This window comes from Neobacillus sp. PS2-9, assembly GCF_030915525.1.
Classification (GTDB): domain Bacteria; phylum Bacillota; class Bacilli; order Bacillales; family Cytobacillaceae; genus Neobacillus.
Genome location: NZ_CP133269.1, coordinates 1,673,379 through 1,692,340 on the forward strand (window position 1 = coordinate 1,673,379; position 18,962 = coordinate 1,692,340).

The 18,962-nt window shown below is 38.2% G+C and carries 20 protein-coding genes and 1 riboswitch; of the genes, 15 read left to right on the top strand and 5 right to left on the bottom strand.

What is annotated here, in order from left to right; translation table 11 throughout:
• Positions 1-195: 195 nt before the first annotated feature.
• Together RCG25_RS08255 and RCG25_RS08260 are read right to left on the bottom strand one after the other, a co-directional pair.
• Complete coding sequence (locus RCG25_RS08255) at positions 196-438, bottom strand: DUF2626 domain-containing protein (RefSeq protein WP_308083188.1); 243 nt, start codon at positions 436-438, stop codon at positions 196-198.
• Between the two features lie 83 nt (positions 439-521).
• Positions 522-1,220, bottom strand: coding sequence for a helix-turn-helix transcriptional regulator (locus tag RCG25_RS08260; RefSeq protein ID WP_308083190.1), 699 nt, complete (start codon positions 1,218-1,220; stop codon positions 522-524).
• Positions 1,221-1,449: 229 nt separating this feature from the next.
• On the opposite strand from RCG25_RS08260, the gene comGA reads away from it, so the two are divergent.
• From comGA to RCG25_RS08300, 8 genes are all read left to right on the top strand, one after another.
• Positions 1,450-2,532 carry a competence type IV pilus ATPase ComGA gene (gene comGA, locus RCG25_RS08265; RefSeq protein ID WP_308083191.1) on the top strand — a complete coding sequence of 361 codons (1,083 nt, stop codon included), beginning with the start codon at positions 1,450-1,452 and terminating at the stop codon, positions 2,530-2,532.
• Positions 2,519-3,550 carry a competence type IV pilus assembly protein ComGB gene (gene comGB, locus RCG25_RS08270; RefSeq protein ID WP_308083193.1) on the top strand — a complete coding sequence of 344 codons (1,032 nt, stop codon included), beginning with the start codon at positions 2,519-2,521 and terminating at the stop codon, positions 3,548-3,550. Before comGA ends, comGB begins: the two co-directional genes overlap by 14 nt.
• Before the next feature lie 17 nt (positions 3,551-3,567).
• A complete protein-coding gene (gene comGC, locus RCG25_RS08275; protein ID WP_308084128.1) occupies positions 3,568-3,876 on the top strand; it encodes a competence type IV pilus major pilin ComGC in 309 nt (102 codons plus the stop codon).
• The gene (gene comGD / locus RCG25_RS08280) at positions 3,876-4,316 is read left to right on the top strand and encodes a competence type IV pilus minor pilin ComGD (protein WP_308083194.1); all 441 of its coding nucleotides are present in this window, start codon (positions 3,876-3,878) and stop codon (positions 4,314-4,316) included. The genes comGC and comGD overlap by 1 nt, the downstream gene beginning before the upstream one ends.
• Positions 4,300-4,638, top strand: a complete 339-nt coding sequence (gene comGE / locus RCG25_RS08285; protein WP_308083195.1) for a competence type IV pilus minor pilin ComGE — start codon at positions 4,300-4,302, stop codon at positions 4,636-4,638. The genes comGD and comGE overlap by 17 nt, the downstream gene beginning before the upstream one ends.
• A complete protein-coding gene (comGF, locus tag RCG25_RS08290) occupies positions 4,586-5,062 on the top strand; it encodes a competence type IV pilus minor pilin ComGF (RefSeq protein WP_308083196.1) in 477 nt (158 codons plus the stop codon). Before comGE ends, comGF begins: the two co-directional genes overlap by 53 nt.
• Positions 5,059-5,442, top strand: a complete 384-nt coding sequence (gene comGG, locus RCG25_RS08295; RefSeq protein WP_308083197.1) for a competence type IV pilus minor pilin ComGG — start codon at positions 5,059-5,061, stop codon at positions 5,440-5,442. The genes comGF and comGG overlap by 4 nt, the downstream gene beginning before the upstream one ends.
• A gap of 78 nt (positions 5,443-5,520) precedes the next feature.
• Positions 5,521-5,706 (top strand): YqzE family protein, encoded by a 186-nt coding sequence (locus RCG25_RS08300; protein ID WP_308083198.1) that lies wholly within the window; start codon positions 5,521-5,523, stop codon positions 5,704-5,706.
• A gap of 238 nt (positions 5,707-5,944) precedes the next feature.
• On the opposite strand, the gene RCG25_RS08305 is transcribed toward RCG25_RS08300, so the two are convergent.
• Positions 5,945-6,736, bottom strand: a complete 792-nt coding sequence (locus RCG25_RS08305; protein ID WP_308083199.1) for a YqhG family protein — start codon at positions 6,734-6,736, stop codon at positions 5,945-5,947.
• On the bottom strand, positions 6,714-8,402 hold the full coding sequence (locus RCG25_RS08310; protein ID WP_308083200.1) for a DEAD/DEAH box helicase: 1,689 nt from the start codon (positions 8,400-8,402) through the stop codon (positions 6,714-6,716). The genes RCG25_RS08305 and RCG25_RS08310 overlap by 23 nt, the downstream gene beginning before the upstream one ends.
• A gap of 156 nt (positions 8,403-8,558) precedes the next feature.
• A riboswitch (glycine riboswitch) is annotated at positions 8,559-8,647 on the top strand.
• A gap of 151 nt (positions 8,648-8,798) precedes the next feature.
• Between RCG25_RS08310 and gcvT the strand changes: the two genes are divergently transcribed.
• From gcvT to gcvPB, 3 genes are read left to right on the top strand one after another with little or no spacing between them, the layout of a single operon-like run.
• A complete protein-coding gene (gene gcvT, locus RCG25_RS08315) occupies positions 8,799-9,902 on the top strand; it encodes a glycine cleavage system aminomethyltransferase GcvT (protein WP_308083201.1) in 1,104 nt (367 codons plus the stop codon).
• Positions 9,903-9,920: 18 nt separating this feature from the next.
• The gene (gene gcvPA, locus RCG25_RS08320) at positions 9,921-11,267 is read left to right on the top strand and encodes an aminomethyl-transferring glycine dehydrogenase subunit GcvPA (protein ID WP_308083202.1); all 1,347 of its coding nucleotides are present in this window, start codon (positions 9,921-9,923) and stop codon (positions 11,265-11,267) included.
• Complete coding sequence (gcvPB, locus tag RCG25_RS08325; protein ID WP_308083203.1) at positions 11,260-12,720, top strand: aminomethyl-transferring glycine dehydrogenase subunit GcvPB; 1,461 nt, start codon at positions 11,260-11,262, stop codon at positions 12,718-12,720. The genes gcvPA and gcvPB overlap by 8 nt, the downstream gene beginning before the upstream one ends.
• A gap of 99 nt (positions 12,721-12,819) precedes the next feature.
• On the opposite strand, the gene RCG25_RS08330 is transcribed toward gcvPB, so the two are convergent.
• On the bottom strand, positions 12,820-13,203 hold the full coding sequence (locus RCG25_RS08330; RefSeq protein WP_308083204.1) for a rhodanese-like domain-containing protein: 384 nt from the start codon (positions 13,201-13,203) through the stop codon (positions 12,820-12,822).
• Positions 13,204-13,394: 191 nt separating this feature from the next.
• On the opposite strand from RCG25_RS08330, the gene RCG25_RS08335 reads away from it, so the two are divergent.
• The 4 genes from RCG25_RS08335 (at position 13,395) to splB (ending at position 18,924) form a co-directional block, all read left to right on the top strand.
• On the top strand, positions 13,395-14,231 hold the full coding sequence (locus RCG25_RS08335) for a lipoate--protein ligase family protein (RefSeq protein WP_308083205.1): 837 nt from the start codon (positions 13,395-13,397) through the stop codon (positions 14,229-14,231).
• 344 nt (positions 14,232-14,575) lie between these two features.
• Complete coding sequence (locus tag RCG25_RS08340) at positions 14,576-17,134, top strand: vitamin B12-dependent ribonucleotide reductase (protein WP_308083206.1); 2,559 nt, start codon at positions 14,576-14,578, stop codon at positions 17,132-17,134.
• A 166-nt stretch (positions 17,135-17,300) separates the two neighbouring features.
• Entirely contained in the window at positions 17,301-17,750 is a 450-nt protein-coding gene (locus tag RCG25_RS08345; protein ID WP_308083207.1) for a C40 family peptidase, read from the top strand.
• A gap of 148 nt (positions 17,751-17,898) precedes the next feature.
• Positions 17,899-18,924: a spore photoproduct lyase gene (splB, locus tag RCG25_RS08350; protein WP_308083208.1), complete on the top strand. Its 1,026-nt coding sequence runs from the start codon at positions 17,899-17,901 to the stop codon at positions 18,922-18,924.
• Positions 18,925-18,962 lie beyond the last annotated feature (38 nt).

Below are 18,962 nucleotides of genomic sequence, written 5' to 3' on the forward strand. Positions count from 1 at the left end.
CTCCAGGCACTGCGCTTTCCGTGGGTGTTTCGGCGAGCCTCCTCGGCGCTTGCGCCTGCGGGGTCTCCCCTGAACCATACTCCCACAGGAGTCTTCGTGCCTTCCGCTCCAATCAACAGGGATATAAATCAACACTCTTCTTTAATATAGCCAAAGATAAAGAAAAAACGCCGGGGTTTCCGGCGTTTTCTCTTCTTAGTGTCCTCCGCCAAGCGGCATCATGAACGTTGTCCAATATGTAAAGCCGACGAAGAAAACTGTTAAATATGCTCCGAACACATACATATACATCCGCTCGGATAGTTTTAGATAGCTAAGCAGAACGAAGAATCCTGTTTGAGCTAAGAATAGCATTGCCGTCTTATCCATATCACCTAGATAAAACATAACGGTAAAAATACCAGTCCAGAAACCACAAACTCTGAACATGCGATCCATATGTACCCCTCCTTTTACCCTACGATACCATCATTACAATATTATAAAGTAAAAGGCGGTATAATGTAAATAATGGTTTCGAATTAGTTTGTAACAAGTGCCTGATAAGAACAAGTTTCACAGCCAGAAATCATATTTTCTTTTTCAACTAATTCAACTGAATTAAACAATGCGCCGAACATTCCTTTTAGGAATTCATGGTGCATACTGCATACAGTTTCAGTATGTTCTTCAGCTACTTCCTTGAAAGGACAGTTGAAAATTTGAAAATAAATTTTAGTCTTTTCACCATTTGCTTCAAATTCAGGATAAAAACCTGCAAGTGTAGCGGCACTTTTTAATATATTTAGCTTTTGATCGAATTCTAATTCCTCACTAAGCGATTTTTTTGCCATTTCTTGTTCAATAATTTCCGTACCAAATCGCTTTCCTGTTAAGAAGAGTGCTTGTTTACCAGCTTCACCTAATGAAATCATTGTTTGAATAGCCACTTTAGATAAAAGCATATAATCGCGATAAGGGAAGTGCAGTTGAATCACATCATCTGATAGACGATATAACCGGCTTGGCCTACCACCCTTACCTGTTTTCTTTGTTTCAGATGCTAACATGTTTACATCTTCTAATTTAGATAGGTGCAGTCTTGCAACATTTGGATGAATATTAAAATTTTCTGCTACTTCTTGGACTGTTACTTCTTGATGCCGTTTGGTAATGTATTGATAAATGTAATATCGTGTTGGATCTGACAAAACGTTTGTTATCTTCAATGTTTGTTCCATCTCTATTCACCTCGGACCCCCATAATTTATTCCATTATAATACAGCCATTATTACATGGGAATGAGGTTAACAATGTTAACACTATATGTTTAGAAAATGTTCACAATTACCGACTTTATATTGTAACAATATTAGAATATTTTTGTAGTTTTAAAAAAATATTTTAAAAATAAAGAAGGAAGAGCTAGAATCTTGTCGAATCTTAGTTAAAGAGAAAATTAAAAGGCGGTGGTACTCATTGCAAGTTCAATTGAACTATTAGCTAATCGAATCATCTCAGATGCTGCTAGGAATCAGGCAACGGATATTCACATTATTCCAAGAAAGAAAGACACACTCGTCCAAATTCGTTTGACCAACAAACTCATTCCTCGACTCTCCCTTCCAAAAGAAGAATGCGACAGATTAATTTCCCATTTTAAATTTACAGCCAATATGGATATCGGAGAAAGAAGGCGTCCGCAGAGCGGAGCTATTTTTTGTGAGGTAGACGGACAATTGATGGGCCTCAGGCTTTCCACTTTACCATCTTATAATAGAGAGAGCCTAGTCATCAGGCTTTTACCCCAACAAGAACAAATTCCCTTTCATCAACTCTCTTTATTTCCTTCTATGACTAGAAAGCTGTTAGCCCTTCTCAAACACGCTCATGGATTAATTATTTTCACAGGTCCCACGGGTTCTGGCAAAACGACAACCCTCTACTCTTTATTAAATGAAACGGCTCATTTATTCCATCGAAATGTGATTACACTTGAAGATCCTATTGAAAAAAATTATGATTCTGTCCTCCAGGTCCAGGTCAATGAAAAAGCAGGAGTTACATATGCTGCAGGATTAAAGGCTATTCTACGCCACGACCCAGACATTATTATGGTTGGTGAGATAAGGGATGCAGAAACTGCAAAGATAGCTGTACGTGCTGCTTTAACAGGTCATTTAGTCCTTTCTACCATGCATACCAGAGATACCAAGGGAGCCGTGTACCGTCTTCGAGAATTTGGTGTGAATTGGTTAGAAGTGGAACAGACACTTATTGCTGTTACTGCACAAAGACTTGTTGAGCTTACCTGTCCGTTTTGCGAGGGTGAGTGTTCTCCGAATTGTTATTCGTATGGAAGGTGGAAACGAGCAAGTGTATTTGAACTCTTGTCAGGAAGGAATTTACATTCCGTTATGAAAGTGGCAAGGGGAGAGGTGATGAATCCTAGGTACCGAACAATTAAGGATGTCATTAATAAAGGTATTGCATTAGGGTATATTCAAGAATCTGAATATGAACGACTGGTGTATGAAGATGAAACCACGTAAATGGTCGGTCAATGAACAAGCGAGCTTTCTAAAAAGAACGGGGGAATTACTAGCAAGGGGATACCCAATTGCAGAAGCAATTGAATCTATAGCATTACAATTACCTGCAAAACGAAAGGAGGAATTATATGATTGTTTAGTAGAGTTAAAAAAAGGATTACCATTTCATGAATCGTTAGACAATCTAGGATTTCACAAGGATTTAATTGGTTACGTTTATTATGCTGAGCAGCATGGCAGTTTTTCTGATGCGCTCTTAGAAGGTAGTAGTCTTGCTTTAATGAAGGGTAAAGACCTACATAAGCTTTTGAAATTACTTCAATATCCTCTGGTATTACTCTTTATTACAGGTTTCCTTTTTATTTTCGTGGAAAACACGCTACTCCCTAGATTTACCACTCTTTTTTCATCTCTTGGACTTGAAGAAAACTTTTTTACAAAGGTTATCTTCATGTTTGATCACTATTTCCCCATTTTTATTGGTAGTCTGCTTTTGACATTACTCCTAACATTTTTTTATTATTTTCTCATTTTCCGCAAATTCTCCATCTTGAAGCAAAGGTCGATGCTTGTTCGAATTCCAATCGCTGGCAAGCTCCTCAAATTACTGTACACCCATTACTTTTCCATCCAGTTAAGCTTTCTATTATCTGGTGGATTATCTGTATCGGAAGCCTTGGTACTATTTGAGAAAAACCTAAGACAGCCTTTTTATAGTCAAATCGCGGGAACGATTAAAGAAAATCTCGTAACAGGAGAAAAATTGGAGACCATCTTAACGTCCTTTTCATTTTTTGAAATGGAATTCTCCATGATTGTCAAACATGGACAAGATAATGGGAAATTAGAGCAGGAATTACTCTTCTTTAGTAAACATTGTCTCAACAGTATGGAAGAGATAATTGAAAAAAGCTTAAAGACGATTCAACCAATATTATATTTATTTATTGGATTTCTAGTTGTTTCAATGTATTTGGCTATTCTTTTACCTATGTTTCATCTATTAGATGGTATCTAAAAATGGAGGTTTATATGATGAATAATGAAAAAGGGTTTACACTTATTGAAATGATGATAGTTATGCTAGTAATTTCAATCCTGTTGATCATCACAATTCCAAATGTAGCAAAACATAATACTAATATAAATAATAAGGGTTGCGAGGCTTATGTGAAAATGGTCCAAGCACAAGTTCAAGCCTATGAAATGGATAAAAACAAGGTGCCAACACTGCAAGACCTTATAACCGAAGAGTATATAAAGAATGATGCAAAAGGATGTCCGAACGGAAAAACAGTGAGTATAGATTCAAGTGGAAATGTTACAGCAGTAGTAACACCGTAATGAACTGGAATCAAAAAGGATTCACCTTGATTGAATCACTTCTAGTCCTTTCCATTTTTATGATTATTTCCTCAGTCACAGTCTTCACCCTGAAACCTCAACACACTTTTATGGAAAAGGATTCCTTTTTCATCCAATTAAAAGCTGACCTGTATTATGCCCAGCAGTATGCCATATCGCACCAACATGAGGTATTAGTTCAATTTGTGCCTAAAGAATACAGGTATTATATGATTTACCGTGCAGAGGAAAGACCAATTATTGAAAGAGATTACTCACACAATGTAAATTTCACCGAAGGTACGATGCCTTTATCTTTTAAGTTCCTACCAGATGGTAATATAAACAAGTTTGGGAGCTTAATTTTGTACTATCGAAATAAAATCTATCGGTTGACCTTTTTAATTGGAGAGGGACGGTTTTATGTTTCAGAACAGTAAAGGATTTTTTTTACTGGAACTACTCTTATCACTGTCTGCGTTGTTAATGATAAGTATGTTTTTACTTCCCATTTTCATACAAGTAAGAGATCAATCACATCAAGTTGAAATAGAGAATATTTCACGAAAATATATGTATGAAGAATTGCAGGCAAGGATGATGGATCACAAAAATTTTAACAATTACTCAGTTGTTCAAGATGGAATTGAATATCAAATTATCTGGAAAGACTCCCTTGTAGATACCGGAAAGGTGGTGTGTGTTAAAGTTGAAAAGAATCCCTTTATACATGGAACTGAGACATGTGGAATATTCGAATGAAAAGGCATTTACGCTTATCGAAGTACTAATCGCTTTTTCGGTCTTTAGTATCATTATCTTTTTTATGCTGCCTATTTTTCAAATAACTCTCAATAATAAAGATACTCAAGTGCGATTACGGACTATGGAGTGGGAGGTCTTTTGCAGTCAAATAAAGAAAGAGATGCGCTTCTCTAGTAGTGCTCAAGTGTTATCTGGCCGCTTAATCCTAACCAAAGATACAGAAACGGTCCAATTTGAAAAATACGGTACGAACCTACGAAGACGAGTGAATTCTACAGGGAACGAAATTATACTTCAAAACGTGTCACAGTTGTCTCTAACAACGCTAAACAACGCAGTTAAAATTACGGTTGTTGATCTTTCAGGAAAAGTACACACAGTAACCATTTTTTCATTGGTAGATTGGAACAAGGGGTCATGAACAATAAGGAGAAAGGATTTACTTACCCGCTGACACTTTGTTTGCTTCTGTTTTTTTTAGTATTCCTCACCATGCATGTTGACCAATTACTAATGGAAAGGAAAATAGCACATGAAACAGCTGCTATTCAGCAGGAGGAATACTATTTTCTCTCTTCGGTAAAAAAGGTAGAAGCCATGTATCAAGCTGGGGAAACTCTTCCAGTAAAAGGAGGCTGGACGTATAGTAATGGAACGATGGAGTACCAAGCCGAAGCAACTATAGGTGGCATTCAAAAGGTTACCTTTAATTTGGTTTTAAATTCTGGAATAGCAGTTAGCGGCCGAGGTTCTTTTGATGTGGTTACTAAAAAACTAACTAAATGGATTGAAATAAAATAAATCGTTTGAAAAAAGCAATCCTGGACATACTTGTAACTGAGAACGGAAGTGTCCGTCTGGAGAAAGGCAGGTGCGTCCATGAAAACAAATGACTATGTCAAATACATGACCCAAACAATTGTAAAATATGCCGATCAACCAAGGGATGAAAGAAAAAGGCTCCGATATGAGCGAAAGCAAGGACGAGCATCTTTTTGGTATCGTTGGTTTGGAATCCTACCGTATATCCTCTATTTTCAAATGAAAAAGAGACGGAAATTATAGGAATACAATTGAAATATAAAAGGCTGACTCAATTACAAAAGAGTCAGCCTTTTATTCTTTGTTTAGGAAATAATGAAAAGGTACTAGTATGGATAAATGAACAAGTAGTCCGAATCTAGCTCCAGCGCCTAGCCCCTCGGGTCAAATAACCTTCGGCAAGAAAAGTCAAAAGGCGGACTTTTCCCGCCGAAGAACATTTGCCAGTCGGGGCTGAACGAGGCGCTTTCGCCTTTTGTATTTATATCGCCTTGTCAGTGAGGTAAAAGAGACCGCCATTGATAAAGGAGATATTAATTTTCGGTTCGTATTGCTCTTGAAGTGCTTTTTTTTCTGTCTCGTAATTTTCATTTTCTTCTTCTATTTCTTCATAAAAATGCTCCAACAGTTTTAAGTCTTGGTCCCACCGCTTTCGGGCTTCCTCCGCCCAGGAATGATCATCCTCATTAATCAGCGATGTTAAATAGTTTTCAATCCTTAGCATTCCACTTTTTGGTTTTACCAATGGTGATAAAGTAAAAGAGTAATCTGGGATTTTGGGTGTTAATGGTATGTGTTCTAGGCGGTCATGGAAATTCTCAACCATTTGACCATTAATAAGCTGTAAACCGATTGATTTATAAATATCACGCTTACGATCACATTGATAAGAAATTTTAACATTCATACACAGCCATGGCAGTAGCGGTGTTTGGTTATGAATCTGGGTATGTTTTTCGTAAAGTCTGATATAACTGGCCAAATTTTTGGTGGATTGAAAAATTTGGTGAAGCCTAGGTGAGCCAAAATGGATAATCTCACCCTTTATTTGCTCTGGAGCTATTTCTTTGTTTGTAATGAAGGTGAGCTGCATCGGATTAGGAATACCACCTGTTTTTTCCAGGTAGTGCCAGTAAAAAGGGCGGTTCATTAATTCTTTATCCAATTCAATTGTCAATTGTACGGTTAAGTATCCCGGTTTATTCTCGATAATTGGGCATTCATTTGCTACAAAGTAACTGATAAGAAAGTTATGAATTTCCTGCTGCTGCATGTGCCTCACCTTCCTTAATAGTTTGGGCAAATTCAATCATAGATGATAAATTTTCCATTTTAATTCTCATTTCACCTTCTGAAGCGGATTGTCCAAATATATCAATTAAATGATCCTCAATATTGCCAAATTCTAATTTCGTTAATATATCGTCCAGTTCACCAATGACCTTTTCAAACAGATTAATTTTTTCATAAAGAAGCTTTAATATATGCTCCTCAACTGTATTTTTGATGGCGAAGTTATAAATCATGACGTCCTTTTCTTGTCCTAAACGATGGATTCGTCCAATCCGTTGCTCCAGCCTCATAGGGTTCCATGGCAAATCAAAGTTAATAATATGATTACAAAATTGCAGATTAATTCCTTCACCGCCCGCTTCCGTTGCAATTAAGACTTGGGCATGCTTTTGAAACAGTTCGCGCATCCAATCCTTCTTCCCTCGTTTAAATCCCCCTCGAAAAGGGACAGAAGAAATTCCATGTTGCTTTAAATACCATTGCAGATACATCTGAGTCGCACGATATTCCGTAAAAATAATAACTTTATCATTCACTTTCTGAATTATCTCAAGGGCTTTTTCAGCTTTTGAATTTTTTTGTACCGCTTCCACTTTACTAATCAAAAAGTTTATTTGTTCTTCGAAGGCAGGAGTTGGGTCCTCCTTTTTTTGCAGCATGTTTTTTAAGGTGTAAAAAACAGATTCCCTGCTGCTACATGCTTCCCGCTGCAGAGTCATGACAGAGAAGGCACTTGTTGGAAGCCAATCACTTTCACTTTTTAGATTAGTAATTGAATCATATAAGTCCTTTTCTTGCGGAGAAAATTCAATGGGGATGGTTTCTACGTGCCTCTTTGTCCATTCAATTCCTGTATCAGCACGTCGATTACGAATCATCACCTTGTTTACTAATTCTTTTAAATGCTCATCATCATTTAAGGAACGTGCATCCCGTTTATATTTTTCGTAGAATGCGGTTTCGCTGCCTAAATGTCCCGGTTTTAAAAGTGAAACGAGGTTAAAGATTTCCTCAATTCTGTTTTGAATGGGAGTTGCGGTTAATAATAAACAAAATTTCTTTTTAAGGTTTTGAACAAACTCGTAGTTTTTTGTTTTATTATTTTTAAGTTTATGTGCTTCATCAATAATGATTAGGTCATAATCCAGCTTAGAAATAATATCTCGATGCGGGTTCCTCTTGGCTGTATCTATAGATGAGACGACCACATCACATTGTTCCCATACATAGCTTTTCCTTTGTGTAATAGCAGGGATGAAGAACTTGCTGTTCAATTCAATCGCCCATTGTGTTACTAAAGATGCGGGTACTAGAATAAGTACCTTTTTCACTAATCCACGAATCATGTATTCTTTTAAAATCAAGCCTGCTTCAATCGTCTTTCCAAGTCCCACTTCATCTGCAAGGATGGCCTTTCCATTCATGTTTTCAATCACTTGCTTAGCTGTTTCAAGCTGGTGAGGAAGCGGTGTTACATTTGGCAGATGCTTTGGAGCTTGCAAGCCTTCAAATTCAGGTATGACCAGATGTTTTTCAACCCCAATTGCTAGTTTAAATAGCTCCCAATTTCCCCAAGGCCCATCGTTATCAATTCTATGTAAAAAATCATCCTGCCAAGAGGAATCAAATTCAATTTTGACAGACATTTTTTCAGCTCCTTTTGTTGTAAAAAAGACTATTGCCCAATGTATCGTTTTAATGGTAGGATGAAAATAGCTTTGAATGTTTTAAATATTTTAATAAGGTAATTTATTTTAGTAGTATAATTAGTATGACCAAATAGGAAAATATTATAATTGCGAATGATAACAAGGGGAGAGACTACCTTTGTAGCGCCGAAGGAGCAAGCAGAAACTGTGAATCTCTCAGGCAAAAGAACTCTTGTTTGACGCAACTCTGGAGAGTGCTACCTTACTAGTGTAGCCACCAAAGGGGAAAGCCTTTTTTTCGGTAAACTTTCAGGTGCAAGGACAGAGACCTTCTTATGTTTTAGGGGAGGTTTCTGTCCTTTTTTATGTTTTTCAATTGAAGGGGGATTTAAAATGACTGAATTAAAACGTACTCCGCTTTTTGATGTATATAAGGAATTCGGAGGGAAAACCATCGATTTTGGTGGCTGGGAACTACCGGTTCAATTCTCTAGCATTAAAGAAGAACATGAAGCAGTCCGCAATCGTGCCGGATTGTTTGATGTGTCTCACATGGGAGAAATCGAAGTAAAGGGCTCTGACAGCCTAAACTATTTACAAAACATGATGACAAATGATATTTCAAAAATTAAAGATGGCGGTGCACAGTATACAGCCATGTGCTACGAAAATGGTGGAACGGTTGATGACTTGCTTGTTTATAAAATCGAGGACCATCATTACCTACTTGTTGTTAATGCATCAAATATTGATAAGGATTTCAAATGGCTTGAGGACCATTTATCAGGGGATGTAAGCATTGAAAATCTGTCTGAAAAAACAGCTCAGCTTGCTATACAGGGACCTCTTGCTGAACAAGTTTTACAAAAGCTTACTGATACAGATTTAAGTGGTATTGGCTTCTTTAAATTCCAGCGGGAAGTTAGCTTAGATGGTAAAAAAGCCCTCGTATCAAGAACAGGATACACAGGTGAAGATGGCTTCGAAGTGTACTGTGATGCCGCTGATGCCGAACAGCTTTGGAAAGACATCTTACAAGCAGGAAAAGAAGAGGGCGTTCTTCCATGTGGGTTAGGCGCACGCGATACTCTTCGTTTTGAGTCCGTTTTAGCTCTTTATGGGCAGGAGCTTTCACCAGAAATCTCTCCACTTGAAGCGGGAATTGCTTTCGCTGTTAAACTTAACAAAGAAGCTGATTTTATTGGTAAGGAAGCCTTAAAACAGCAGAAAGAGAAAGGCCTCTCTAGAAAGATAGTGGGGATTGAAATGATTGACCGTGGGATCCCACGTCATGGCTACCCTGTTTATAAAGGGGATGAGCTAATTGGAGAAGTAACAACTGGTACGCAATCACCTACATTAAAGAGAAATATCGGGCTTGCCCTTATTTCTACTGAATTTACTGGGCTAGATACTGAGGTTGAAGTAGAAATTCGCGGTAAACGCTTAAAGGCTACAGTCGTTCCAACACCTTTTTATAAAAAAGAAAAGAAATAACAGAGGGGGGCAAGGTTTATGAAACATCGCTATTTACCTATGACTGAACAAGATAAGAAGGCTATGCTTGAAACCATTGGTGTTTCTTCAATTGATGAATTGTTTAGCGATATTCCTGAGAAAGTAAAATTCAAGGGTGAATACAATATTAAACCGGCAAAGTCTGAAACTGCATTAATGAAAGAGCTATTCCAAATGGCCAGCCGTAATGCTGACTTAAAAAGAAATGTCTCTTTTCTAGGTGCTGGGGTATACGATCATTACATGCCTGTCATTGTAGATCATGTGATTTCTCGTTCCGAATTTTATACTGCCTACACTCCATACCAGCCAGAAATCTCACAAGGTGAATTACAAGCCATTTTTGAATTCCAAACGATGATTTGTGAATTAACAGGCATGGATGTAGCCAACTCTTCAATGTATGATGGTGGTACAGCACTGGCTGAGGCTGCGATGCTAAGCGCAGGTCATACAAAACGAAAGACTATTCTAGTGTCAAGTGCCGTTCATCCAGAGTCCCGTGAAGTTCTTAAAACATATGCAAAAGGTCAATACCTTGATGTCGTTGAAGTACCTGTAACAGATGGTGTAACAGATGTCGATGCTTTAAAAGGACTTGTGAATGCTGATGTTGCGGCTGTGATTGTTCAGTATCCAAACTTTTTTGGCAGAATTGAGCCGTTAAAAGAACTTGAAGAGATTATCCATGAAAATAAATCCATGTTTGTAGTGTCTAGCAACCCATTATCATTAGGTGTGTTAACACCTCCTGGAAAATTTGGCGCGGACATTGTGATTGGTGATGCACAACCATTTGGTATTGCAACAGCATTCGGGGGACCACACTGCGGTTACTTTGCAGTTACAACTAAATTAATGCGCAAGGTACCAGGACGTCTTGTTGGACAAACAACAGATGATCAAGGACGCCGCGGTTTTGTTTTAACGCTTCAAGCACGTGAACAGCATATCCGTCGTGATAAAGCGACATCAAATATTTGCTCTAACCAGGCATTGAATGCATTAGCAGCTTCGGTTGCAATGACTGCACTCGGTAAGAAGGGTGTACGTGAAATGGCAGCAGCAAATTTACAAAAGACTCATTATGCAAAAACTGCATTTAAAGAGGCTGGATTTGACATTGCTTATGACGGTCATTCATTTAATGAATTTGTTGTGAAATTAAATAAGCCAGTAAAAGAAATAAACCAAAAGCTGTTACAAAAAGGAATCATTGGCGGTTATGATTTAGGTCGTGACTATGCTGAACTTGCTAATCATATGTTGATTGCAGTCACTGAACAAAGATCTAAGGAAGAAATTGATACTCTTGTGAAAGAATTGGGGGATTTGCATGCATAATCAGGACCAGGCACTCATTTTTGAACTTAGTACACCAGGTCGAATCGGTTATAGCCTTCCAGAAATAGATGTACCTGAATTAGACCTTAGCAGTCTTCTTCCTGACGGTTATGTTCGTGAGGAAGAACCTGAACTTCCAGAAGCTTCTGAGCTTGATATTATGCGCCATTATACCGCGCTTTCTAGAAGAAATCATGGAGTGGATTCAGGTTTTTATCCTCTAGGTTCTTGTACGATGAAATATAATCCAAAAATTAATGAAAATGTGGCTCGATTTAATGGTTTTGCACATGTGCACCCATTACAAGACGAAAGCTCTGTTCAAGGAGCACTTGAGTTATTATACGACCTACAGCAACATTTAATTGAAATTACAGGAATGGATGAAGTGACACTTCAACCAGCCGCTGGTGCTCACGGAGAATGGACAGGATTAATGCTCATCCGTGCCTACCATGAGGCAAACGGTGATATGAAGCGTACAAAGGTCATCGTACCAGATTCTGCTCACGGTACAAACCCAGCATCCGCTACCATTGCTGGATTGGAGACAATTACAGTTAAATCAAATGAAAATGGTCTTGTTGATTTAGAGGATCTAAGAAGAGTAGTTGGCGAAGACACGGCAGCATTAATGTTAACAAATCCAAACACACTTGGACTTTTTGAGGAAAATATTCTTGAAATGGCTGAGATTGTTCATGGAGTGGGTGGAAAGCTGTATTACGATGGAGCTAACTTAAATGCCGTTTTATCTAAAGCTAGACCAGGGGATATGGGATTTGACGTGGTTCACTTAAATCTTCATAAAACTTTTACTGGCCCGCATGGCGGCGGTGGTCCTGGATCAGGTCCGGTTGGTGTTAAAGCAGATTTAATTCCGTATCTTCCAAAACCAATTATCGCCAAGCGCGGTGAAGAGTATGTGCTAGATTATGATCGTCCACAATCCATTGGACGTGTGAAGCCTTACTACGGTAACTTTGGTATCAATGTTCGTGCATACACATATATCCGCTCAATGGGCCCTGACGGCTTAAAGGCGGTAACGGAGTACGCAGTATTAAACGCGAACTATATGATGAGAAGGCTTGCTGAATACTATGATCTACCATTTGATAGACATTGTAAGCACGAGTTTGTTCTTAGCGGAAGACGTCAGAAAAAATTAGGTGTCCGTACACTCGATATTGCGAAACGTCTGCTTGATTTCGGCTACCATCCACCAACTATTTACTTCCCGTTAAATGTGGAAGAGTGTATCATGATTGAGCCAACTGAAACAGAATCAAAAGAGACTCTCGATTCATTTATCGATATCATGATCCAAATTGCGAAAGAGGCTGAGGTTAACCCAGAAATCGTTCAAGAGGCCCCACACACAACTGTTGTAGGCCGTATGGATGAAACAACAGCTGCGCGTAAACCAATTTTAAAATACCAAAGAGCATAATTAGGAGAACGGTCAGATTCCTTAATAGAATCTGACTTTCTTTTTGTTTTTGTGAAAAATAAATGGTTCCGGAATTGTTCCGGAACCATGAGTTTTATATTATTTTTTTGCTTTTACTTTACCAGACCATTTTTTAAATCCACCTTGCAGTTGGGTAAGGTCTCTATAGCCTTTACGATGTAAGAATTGAGCAGCACGTGCACTGCGCATTCCGCTTTGGCAATATAAGTAAACAGGCATATCCTGACGAATCTCTTGCATTCGCATTTTCATTTGCGACATTGGAATATTACGAGCACCTAAGATATGTCCACCTTCAAATTCGTTTGGCTCACGAACATCTATTAGCTGTGCCTTCCTATAGCCCGCACGGAAATCCTCTTCTGTTACCGTTTTAACAATCCTTTTCTGATAGAAAAAGGTAAAAACGGAGTAGATAATAACTGCTACAATAATGATTAATAAGGTATAAAGTGAATTCAACTTCTTTTTGCTCCTTTCAAGCTTTCCTGCACTAGTTTTTATTATATAAGTCATTCCACGAAAGATAAAGATGCATGGGAAAAAATCTTTACTTTTTCTCATACAATTATACCAGAAACATCTTATTTTGAATTCATATCAGATTTTGGTAGACTAAAGAACGAAATAATTTTACAAAATGAGGTTTTTATATGGAAAAAGAAGTATGGCGTTTTATAGATACAGGCAATCGTTCTCCATCATTTAATATGGCTTTGGATGAGGCTCTTCTTGATTGGCACAGTGAAGGGAAATTTCCCCCGGTGATTCGTTTTTATGGATGGAATCCTCCGACGTTATCCGTAGGTTATTTTCAGAAGGTTGAAAAGGAAATTGATATGGAGGCAGTAAAATTCCATAATCTTGGTTTTGTCAGAAGGCCAACAGGTGGCCGTGGTGTGCTACATGAACATGAACTTACATACAGTGTGATCGTTTCAGAAGACCACCCGGAAATGCCTAGTTCAGTTACTGAGGCGTACCGGGTTATTTCAGAGGGAATCTTGAAGGGATTTCACCATTTAGGTTTAGAGGCATATTTTGCTGTGCCAAAAACTTCAGAAGAACGAGAAGCATTGAAAAATCCACGTTCTGCTGTTTGCTTTGATGCACCAAGCTGGTATGAGCTTGTTGTGGAGGGAAGAAAGGTAGCAGGCAGTGCGCAAACAAGACAAAAGGGTGTTATTCTCCAGCACGGATCGATTCTGTTAGATTTAGACGAAGAGAAGCTGTTTAGTCTTTTTAAATATCCGAATGATCGGGTAAAAGAACGGATGAAGAAGGCCTTTAAGGATAAAGCGGTGGCTATTAATGCAATTAGTCCAAGAAGAATTACGCTGGAAGAAGCGAAGGAAGCATTCTATAAAGGGTTTGCTGAAGGGTTAAATATTGAGCTAGAATCCTATCAATTAACAGAGGAAGAGCTTGCCTACGTCCAAAAAATTGCAACTGAACGATATGAGAATGATGAGTGGAATTATAAACGATAATTTGAGGAAAGCGGCGATTGCCGCTTTTTTCCTTTTTAATAATACCTTTTTAAAAAAGTAGCAAGCCTCGAAATTTGTTGAAATTTCCTGTTTTTAGACGAAAACCGTAGAAAATCTTTCATTATCTCTTAAATCTAGTTATTTTTATGTTTGACAAAATAATTGTTTTTTGCCTCTAATACAATATATAGTGGCGCCGAAAATATTTTCGGTACTATATATAGATTTTTTAGTTGATTATTTCGGCAGAGCTGTGATACCTTATTTATATAAGAAAACTAGATATAGCAAAAGCAATCTAGATTAGACACAATAGGTAGATTTTATTTGAAGGAGTTGTTCTCATGTCTGTAGTTTTTAGACAAAAAATGAATATTGATTTTGAAAGGTTGAATGAGGATATCCACCTTTTCCCCCAGGTACACCCAGTAACCCCAGATATGAAAATAACTCACAAGGGTGTTTCGCGTTTGGTTATGTTGGACCGCTACACCTTTAAAGACACAGAAAAAATTACTCTCACAAACGGCGACTTTGTAGTTCTCACCATAAAAGAGGATCCAAAATTTCCTGCACGAGGTCTTGGGTACATCCAGGAGATTGATTGGGAAAATAAAAAAGCAAAAGTTTTAGTCGATGAAGAATTTAGAGGAGTGCTAGATGACCCGCAAGAAGCTAGTACAGGGGTAATTGTCCGTTCCTTAGACGTGATTGAAAAGCCCTTGGAGCTATTTTACGAGCAAATTGCGAAACGAAATGCAACTGGCCTAGCCTCGGTTGAAGAAACGGAAGAAAAGCGACAAGAATGGTATGAAAAGTTCTATCAAGAGCTTGTTTCAATGAATTTTATTCCTGCAGGTCGTGTGCTGTATGGAGCTGGAGCAAATACAGATGTGACATTCTTTAATTGTTACGTGATGCCTTTTGTACCAGACTCACGAGAAGGGATCTCTGATCACCGTAAACAGGTAATGGAGATCATGAGCCGAGGCGGCGGTGTTGGGACGAATGGATCGACTTTAAGACCGCGGAATACACTTGCAAGAGGCGTAAACGGTAAATCATCTGGTTCGGTATCATGGTTAGATGATATTGCAAAATTGACGCACTTGGTAGAACAAGGCGGGTCGCGCCGCGGTGCCCAGATGATCATGCTTTCGGACTGGCATCCAGACATTATTGAATTTATTATTTCTAAGATGCAGAACCCTAGAATTCTACGATTCTTAATTGAAAATACAAATGACGAAACAATCAAGAAACACGCTAGCGATAAGCTTAAGTTCACACCGCTTACCCTGCAGGAAACAGCTATGTATCAAGGTATTGTGAATTATAAGAACATCCCAGGCTATGGTGGTTTTGATGAGAAAATCATTGCTGACGCAGAAGAAAAATTAGTTACTGGCGGTAATTACACTGTCCATAACTCAGAGTTCTTGACTGGTGCGAATATTTCCGTCTGCCTAACAAAAGAATTTATGGAAGCTGTCGAAAATGATAGTGAATATGAACTTCGTTTCCCATATGTTGAACACTATGATCAAGATGAAATGAAAATTTACAATGAAGAATGGCATAAAGTCGGTGACGTGCGTGAGTGGGAAAGAATGGGCCATAAAGTTCGTGTCTATAAAAAAATTAAAGCAAAAGAACTTTGGAACCTTATTAATATTTGTGCAACTTACTCTGCAGAACCTGGAATTTTCTTCATCGATAATGCCAACGACATGACAAATGCTAAAGCATATGGTCAACAAGTTGTTGCAACAAATCCGTGTGGAGAACAACCACTTGCACCATTTTCTGTGTGTAACCTTGCTGCAGTAAATCTTGCTGAGATGGCAGATAAGGATACCAAAACAGTTGATTTTGAAAAGTTAAAGAAAACTGTTGCCGTAGGAGTACGGATGCAGGATAACGTAATTAATGCAACACCATACTTCCTAGAAGAAAACAAAAAGCAGGCTCTAGGTGAGCGCCGTGTTGGTCTAGGTGTGATGGGCTTACACGATTTATTAATCTATTGTGAAACCGAGTATGGTTCTGAAGAAGGTAATGTATTAGTTGATAAAGTATTTGAAACTATCGCTACAACTGCGTATAGAACATCAGTTGAATTAGCAACAGAGAAGGGAAGTTTCCCATTCTTAAAGGGTGAAACAACAGAAGAAACCAATCGATTGAGACAGGCATTTATTAATACAGGATTCATGAAAAAAATGCCTGAAGACGTTCGCCAAGCAATTTTAGAAAAAGGAATAAGAAATTCACATTTGCTAACCGTTGCTCCTACGGGATCCACTGGGACCATGGTTGGAGTGAGTACAGGACTTGAACCTTATTTCTCATTCTCTTATTTCCGTAGTGGACGTCTTGGGAAGTTTATCGAAGTAAATGCGGATATTGTTCAAGAATATTTGGAACAGCATCCTGAAGCCGATGCGAACAATCTTCCAAAATGGTTCATAACAGCAATGGAATTAGCACCAGAGGCACATGCTGATGTCCAATGCGTCATCCAACGCTGGATCGATAGCTCCATCAGTAAAACCGTTAATGCACCTAAAGGCTATAGCGTAGAACAAGTAGAAAAAGTGTATGAGAGATTATATAGCGGCGGTGCTAAAGGTGGAACTGTTTATGTAGATGGTTCCCGCGATTCTCAAGTACTAACCCTTAAAGCAGAAGAAAATACCAATGAGCAGTTATCGATGTTTGATGAAAAGCCAAAGCAGCATGTTGTTCTTGTTGACACTATTAGTGACTTGCGTTCAACAGACGTAACAATTGGTTCTGAGGTTGGCAACACGTGCCCAGTTTGCCGAAAAGGAAAAGTAAAAGAAATCGGCGGCTGTAATACATGTACAAACTGTAATGCTCAATTAAAATGTGGATTATAAAACAGTATTTCAAGAGGATGGAAAGTAAAATTTCCATCCTTTTTTCAAATGATAAATTATATTAGAATAACTTTGTAACCGAATCGTAATATTGCTGTTAAGTCGTTGTTATCATTTCCTTGTATAGTGTGATTATCAAATACATCACTCCAAGGAGGACAACATTATGCTAAAAAAACTAATCTCTGTTCTTGCGATTACAATTGGACTTAGCTCAGTGTTTGCTACTACGGGTGATAAAGCGGAAGCGGCATACTATCATACAAAAGCAATTTCAGTTGCCAAGGCAAACCTTGGTGTTCCATATAGATGGGGTGGAATTACTCCGGGCGGTTTCGACTGTTCTGGTTTAGTGAAGTATTCTTACTCAAAGGCTGGTAAAGTACTGCCAAGAACGGCAGCGGATATGTTTTACACAAAGGGATATCGTGTTAGTTATTTACAGCCTGGAGATTTATTGTTCTATGCACCAACAAAAGCTAGCAGACCCACACATGTAGCCATGTATATTGGTGCAGGGAAAATGATCATGGCTTCATCATCAAAGGGTGTTATTGTTACCTATACAAATAATACCTATTGGAACCCAAAATATATTGGTGCCAAGCGTATTTAAATAAAATAACTTCCCCAGAGTATCGGCATAAGTCGGTACTCTTTTTTTTATTTATGAAGAATGGAAATAATTGTTCCTACTCACTTTTCTTTAACTTCTCTTCTGTAGCTAATACTACTAAAAAAACACCTTAGAAAAGAGGGAGACCATGGAACCGTTTATGCCACAGTTAGTCTACATTGAACCGAAAGCATTAGAATACCCACTTGGTAGGGAGCTAAAAGAAAAATTTACAAAAATGGGACTAGAGATAAGAGAAACCACTTCACATAATCAGGTTAGAGGAATACCTGGAGACAATGAATTACAGCAATATCGAAATGCAAAATCTACACTGGTGGTTGGAATCAGAAGAACATTAAAATTTGATACATCAAAACCATCTGCTGAATATGCCATACCACTTGCGACAGGATGTATGGGGCATTGTCATTATTGTTATTTACAAACAACGCTCGGAAGTAAGCCATATATTCGAACATATGTTAATTTAGAAGAAATTTTTGAACAGGCTCAAAAATATATGGATGAACGAAAACCTGAAATTACCCGATTCGAAGCAGCCTGTACATCGGATATTGTTGGCTTAGATCACTTAACACATTCTCTTAAGAAAACCATTGAATTTATCGGACAAACAGAGTTCGGAGAACTACGCTTTGTGACCAAGTTTCATCACGTGGATCACCTTTTAGACGCGAAACATAATGGAAGAACCCGGTTTCGGTTTAGTGTAAATTCACGCTATGTCATTAAAAATTTTGAACCTGGAACATCCTCGTTTGAAGAACGATTGAAAGCAGCTAGAAAGGTAGCTAACGCTGGTTATCCTTTAGGGTTTATTGTAGCGCCAATCTATATGCATGAGGATTGGAAAGAAGGATATCGTGAATTATTCGAAAGATTAAGTGATGAGTTAGCAGGACTAGAAATTCCTAATCTTACATTTGAACTCATTCAACACAGATTTACAAAACCGGCCAAAAACGTAATAGCCAAACGGTACCCAAAAACAAAGCTCGAAATGGATGAAGGGAAGCGAAAGTATAAATGGGGACGCTATGGGATAGGAAAATATGTTTATCCAAATGAAGAGGCTAAAGACTTGGAATCCACTATCCGTCAGTATGTAGCTGAATATTTCCCTCAAGCAGAAGTCCAATATTTCACATAAAAAAATTTTAATCTTGTCCGCCGTACTATTTTTACATG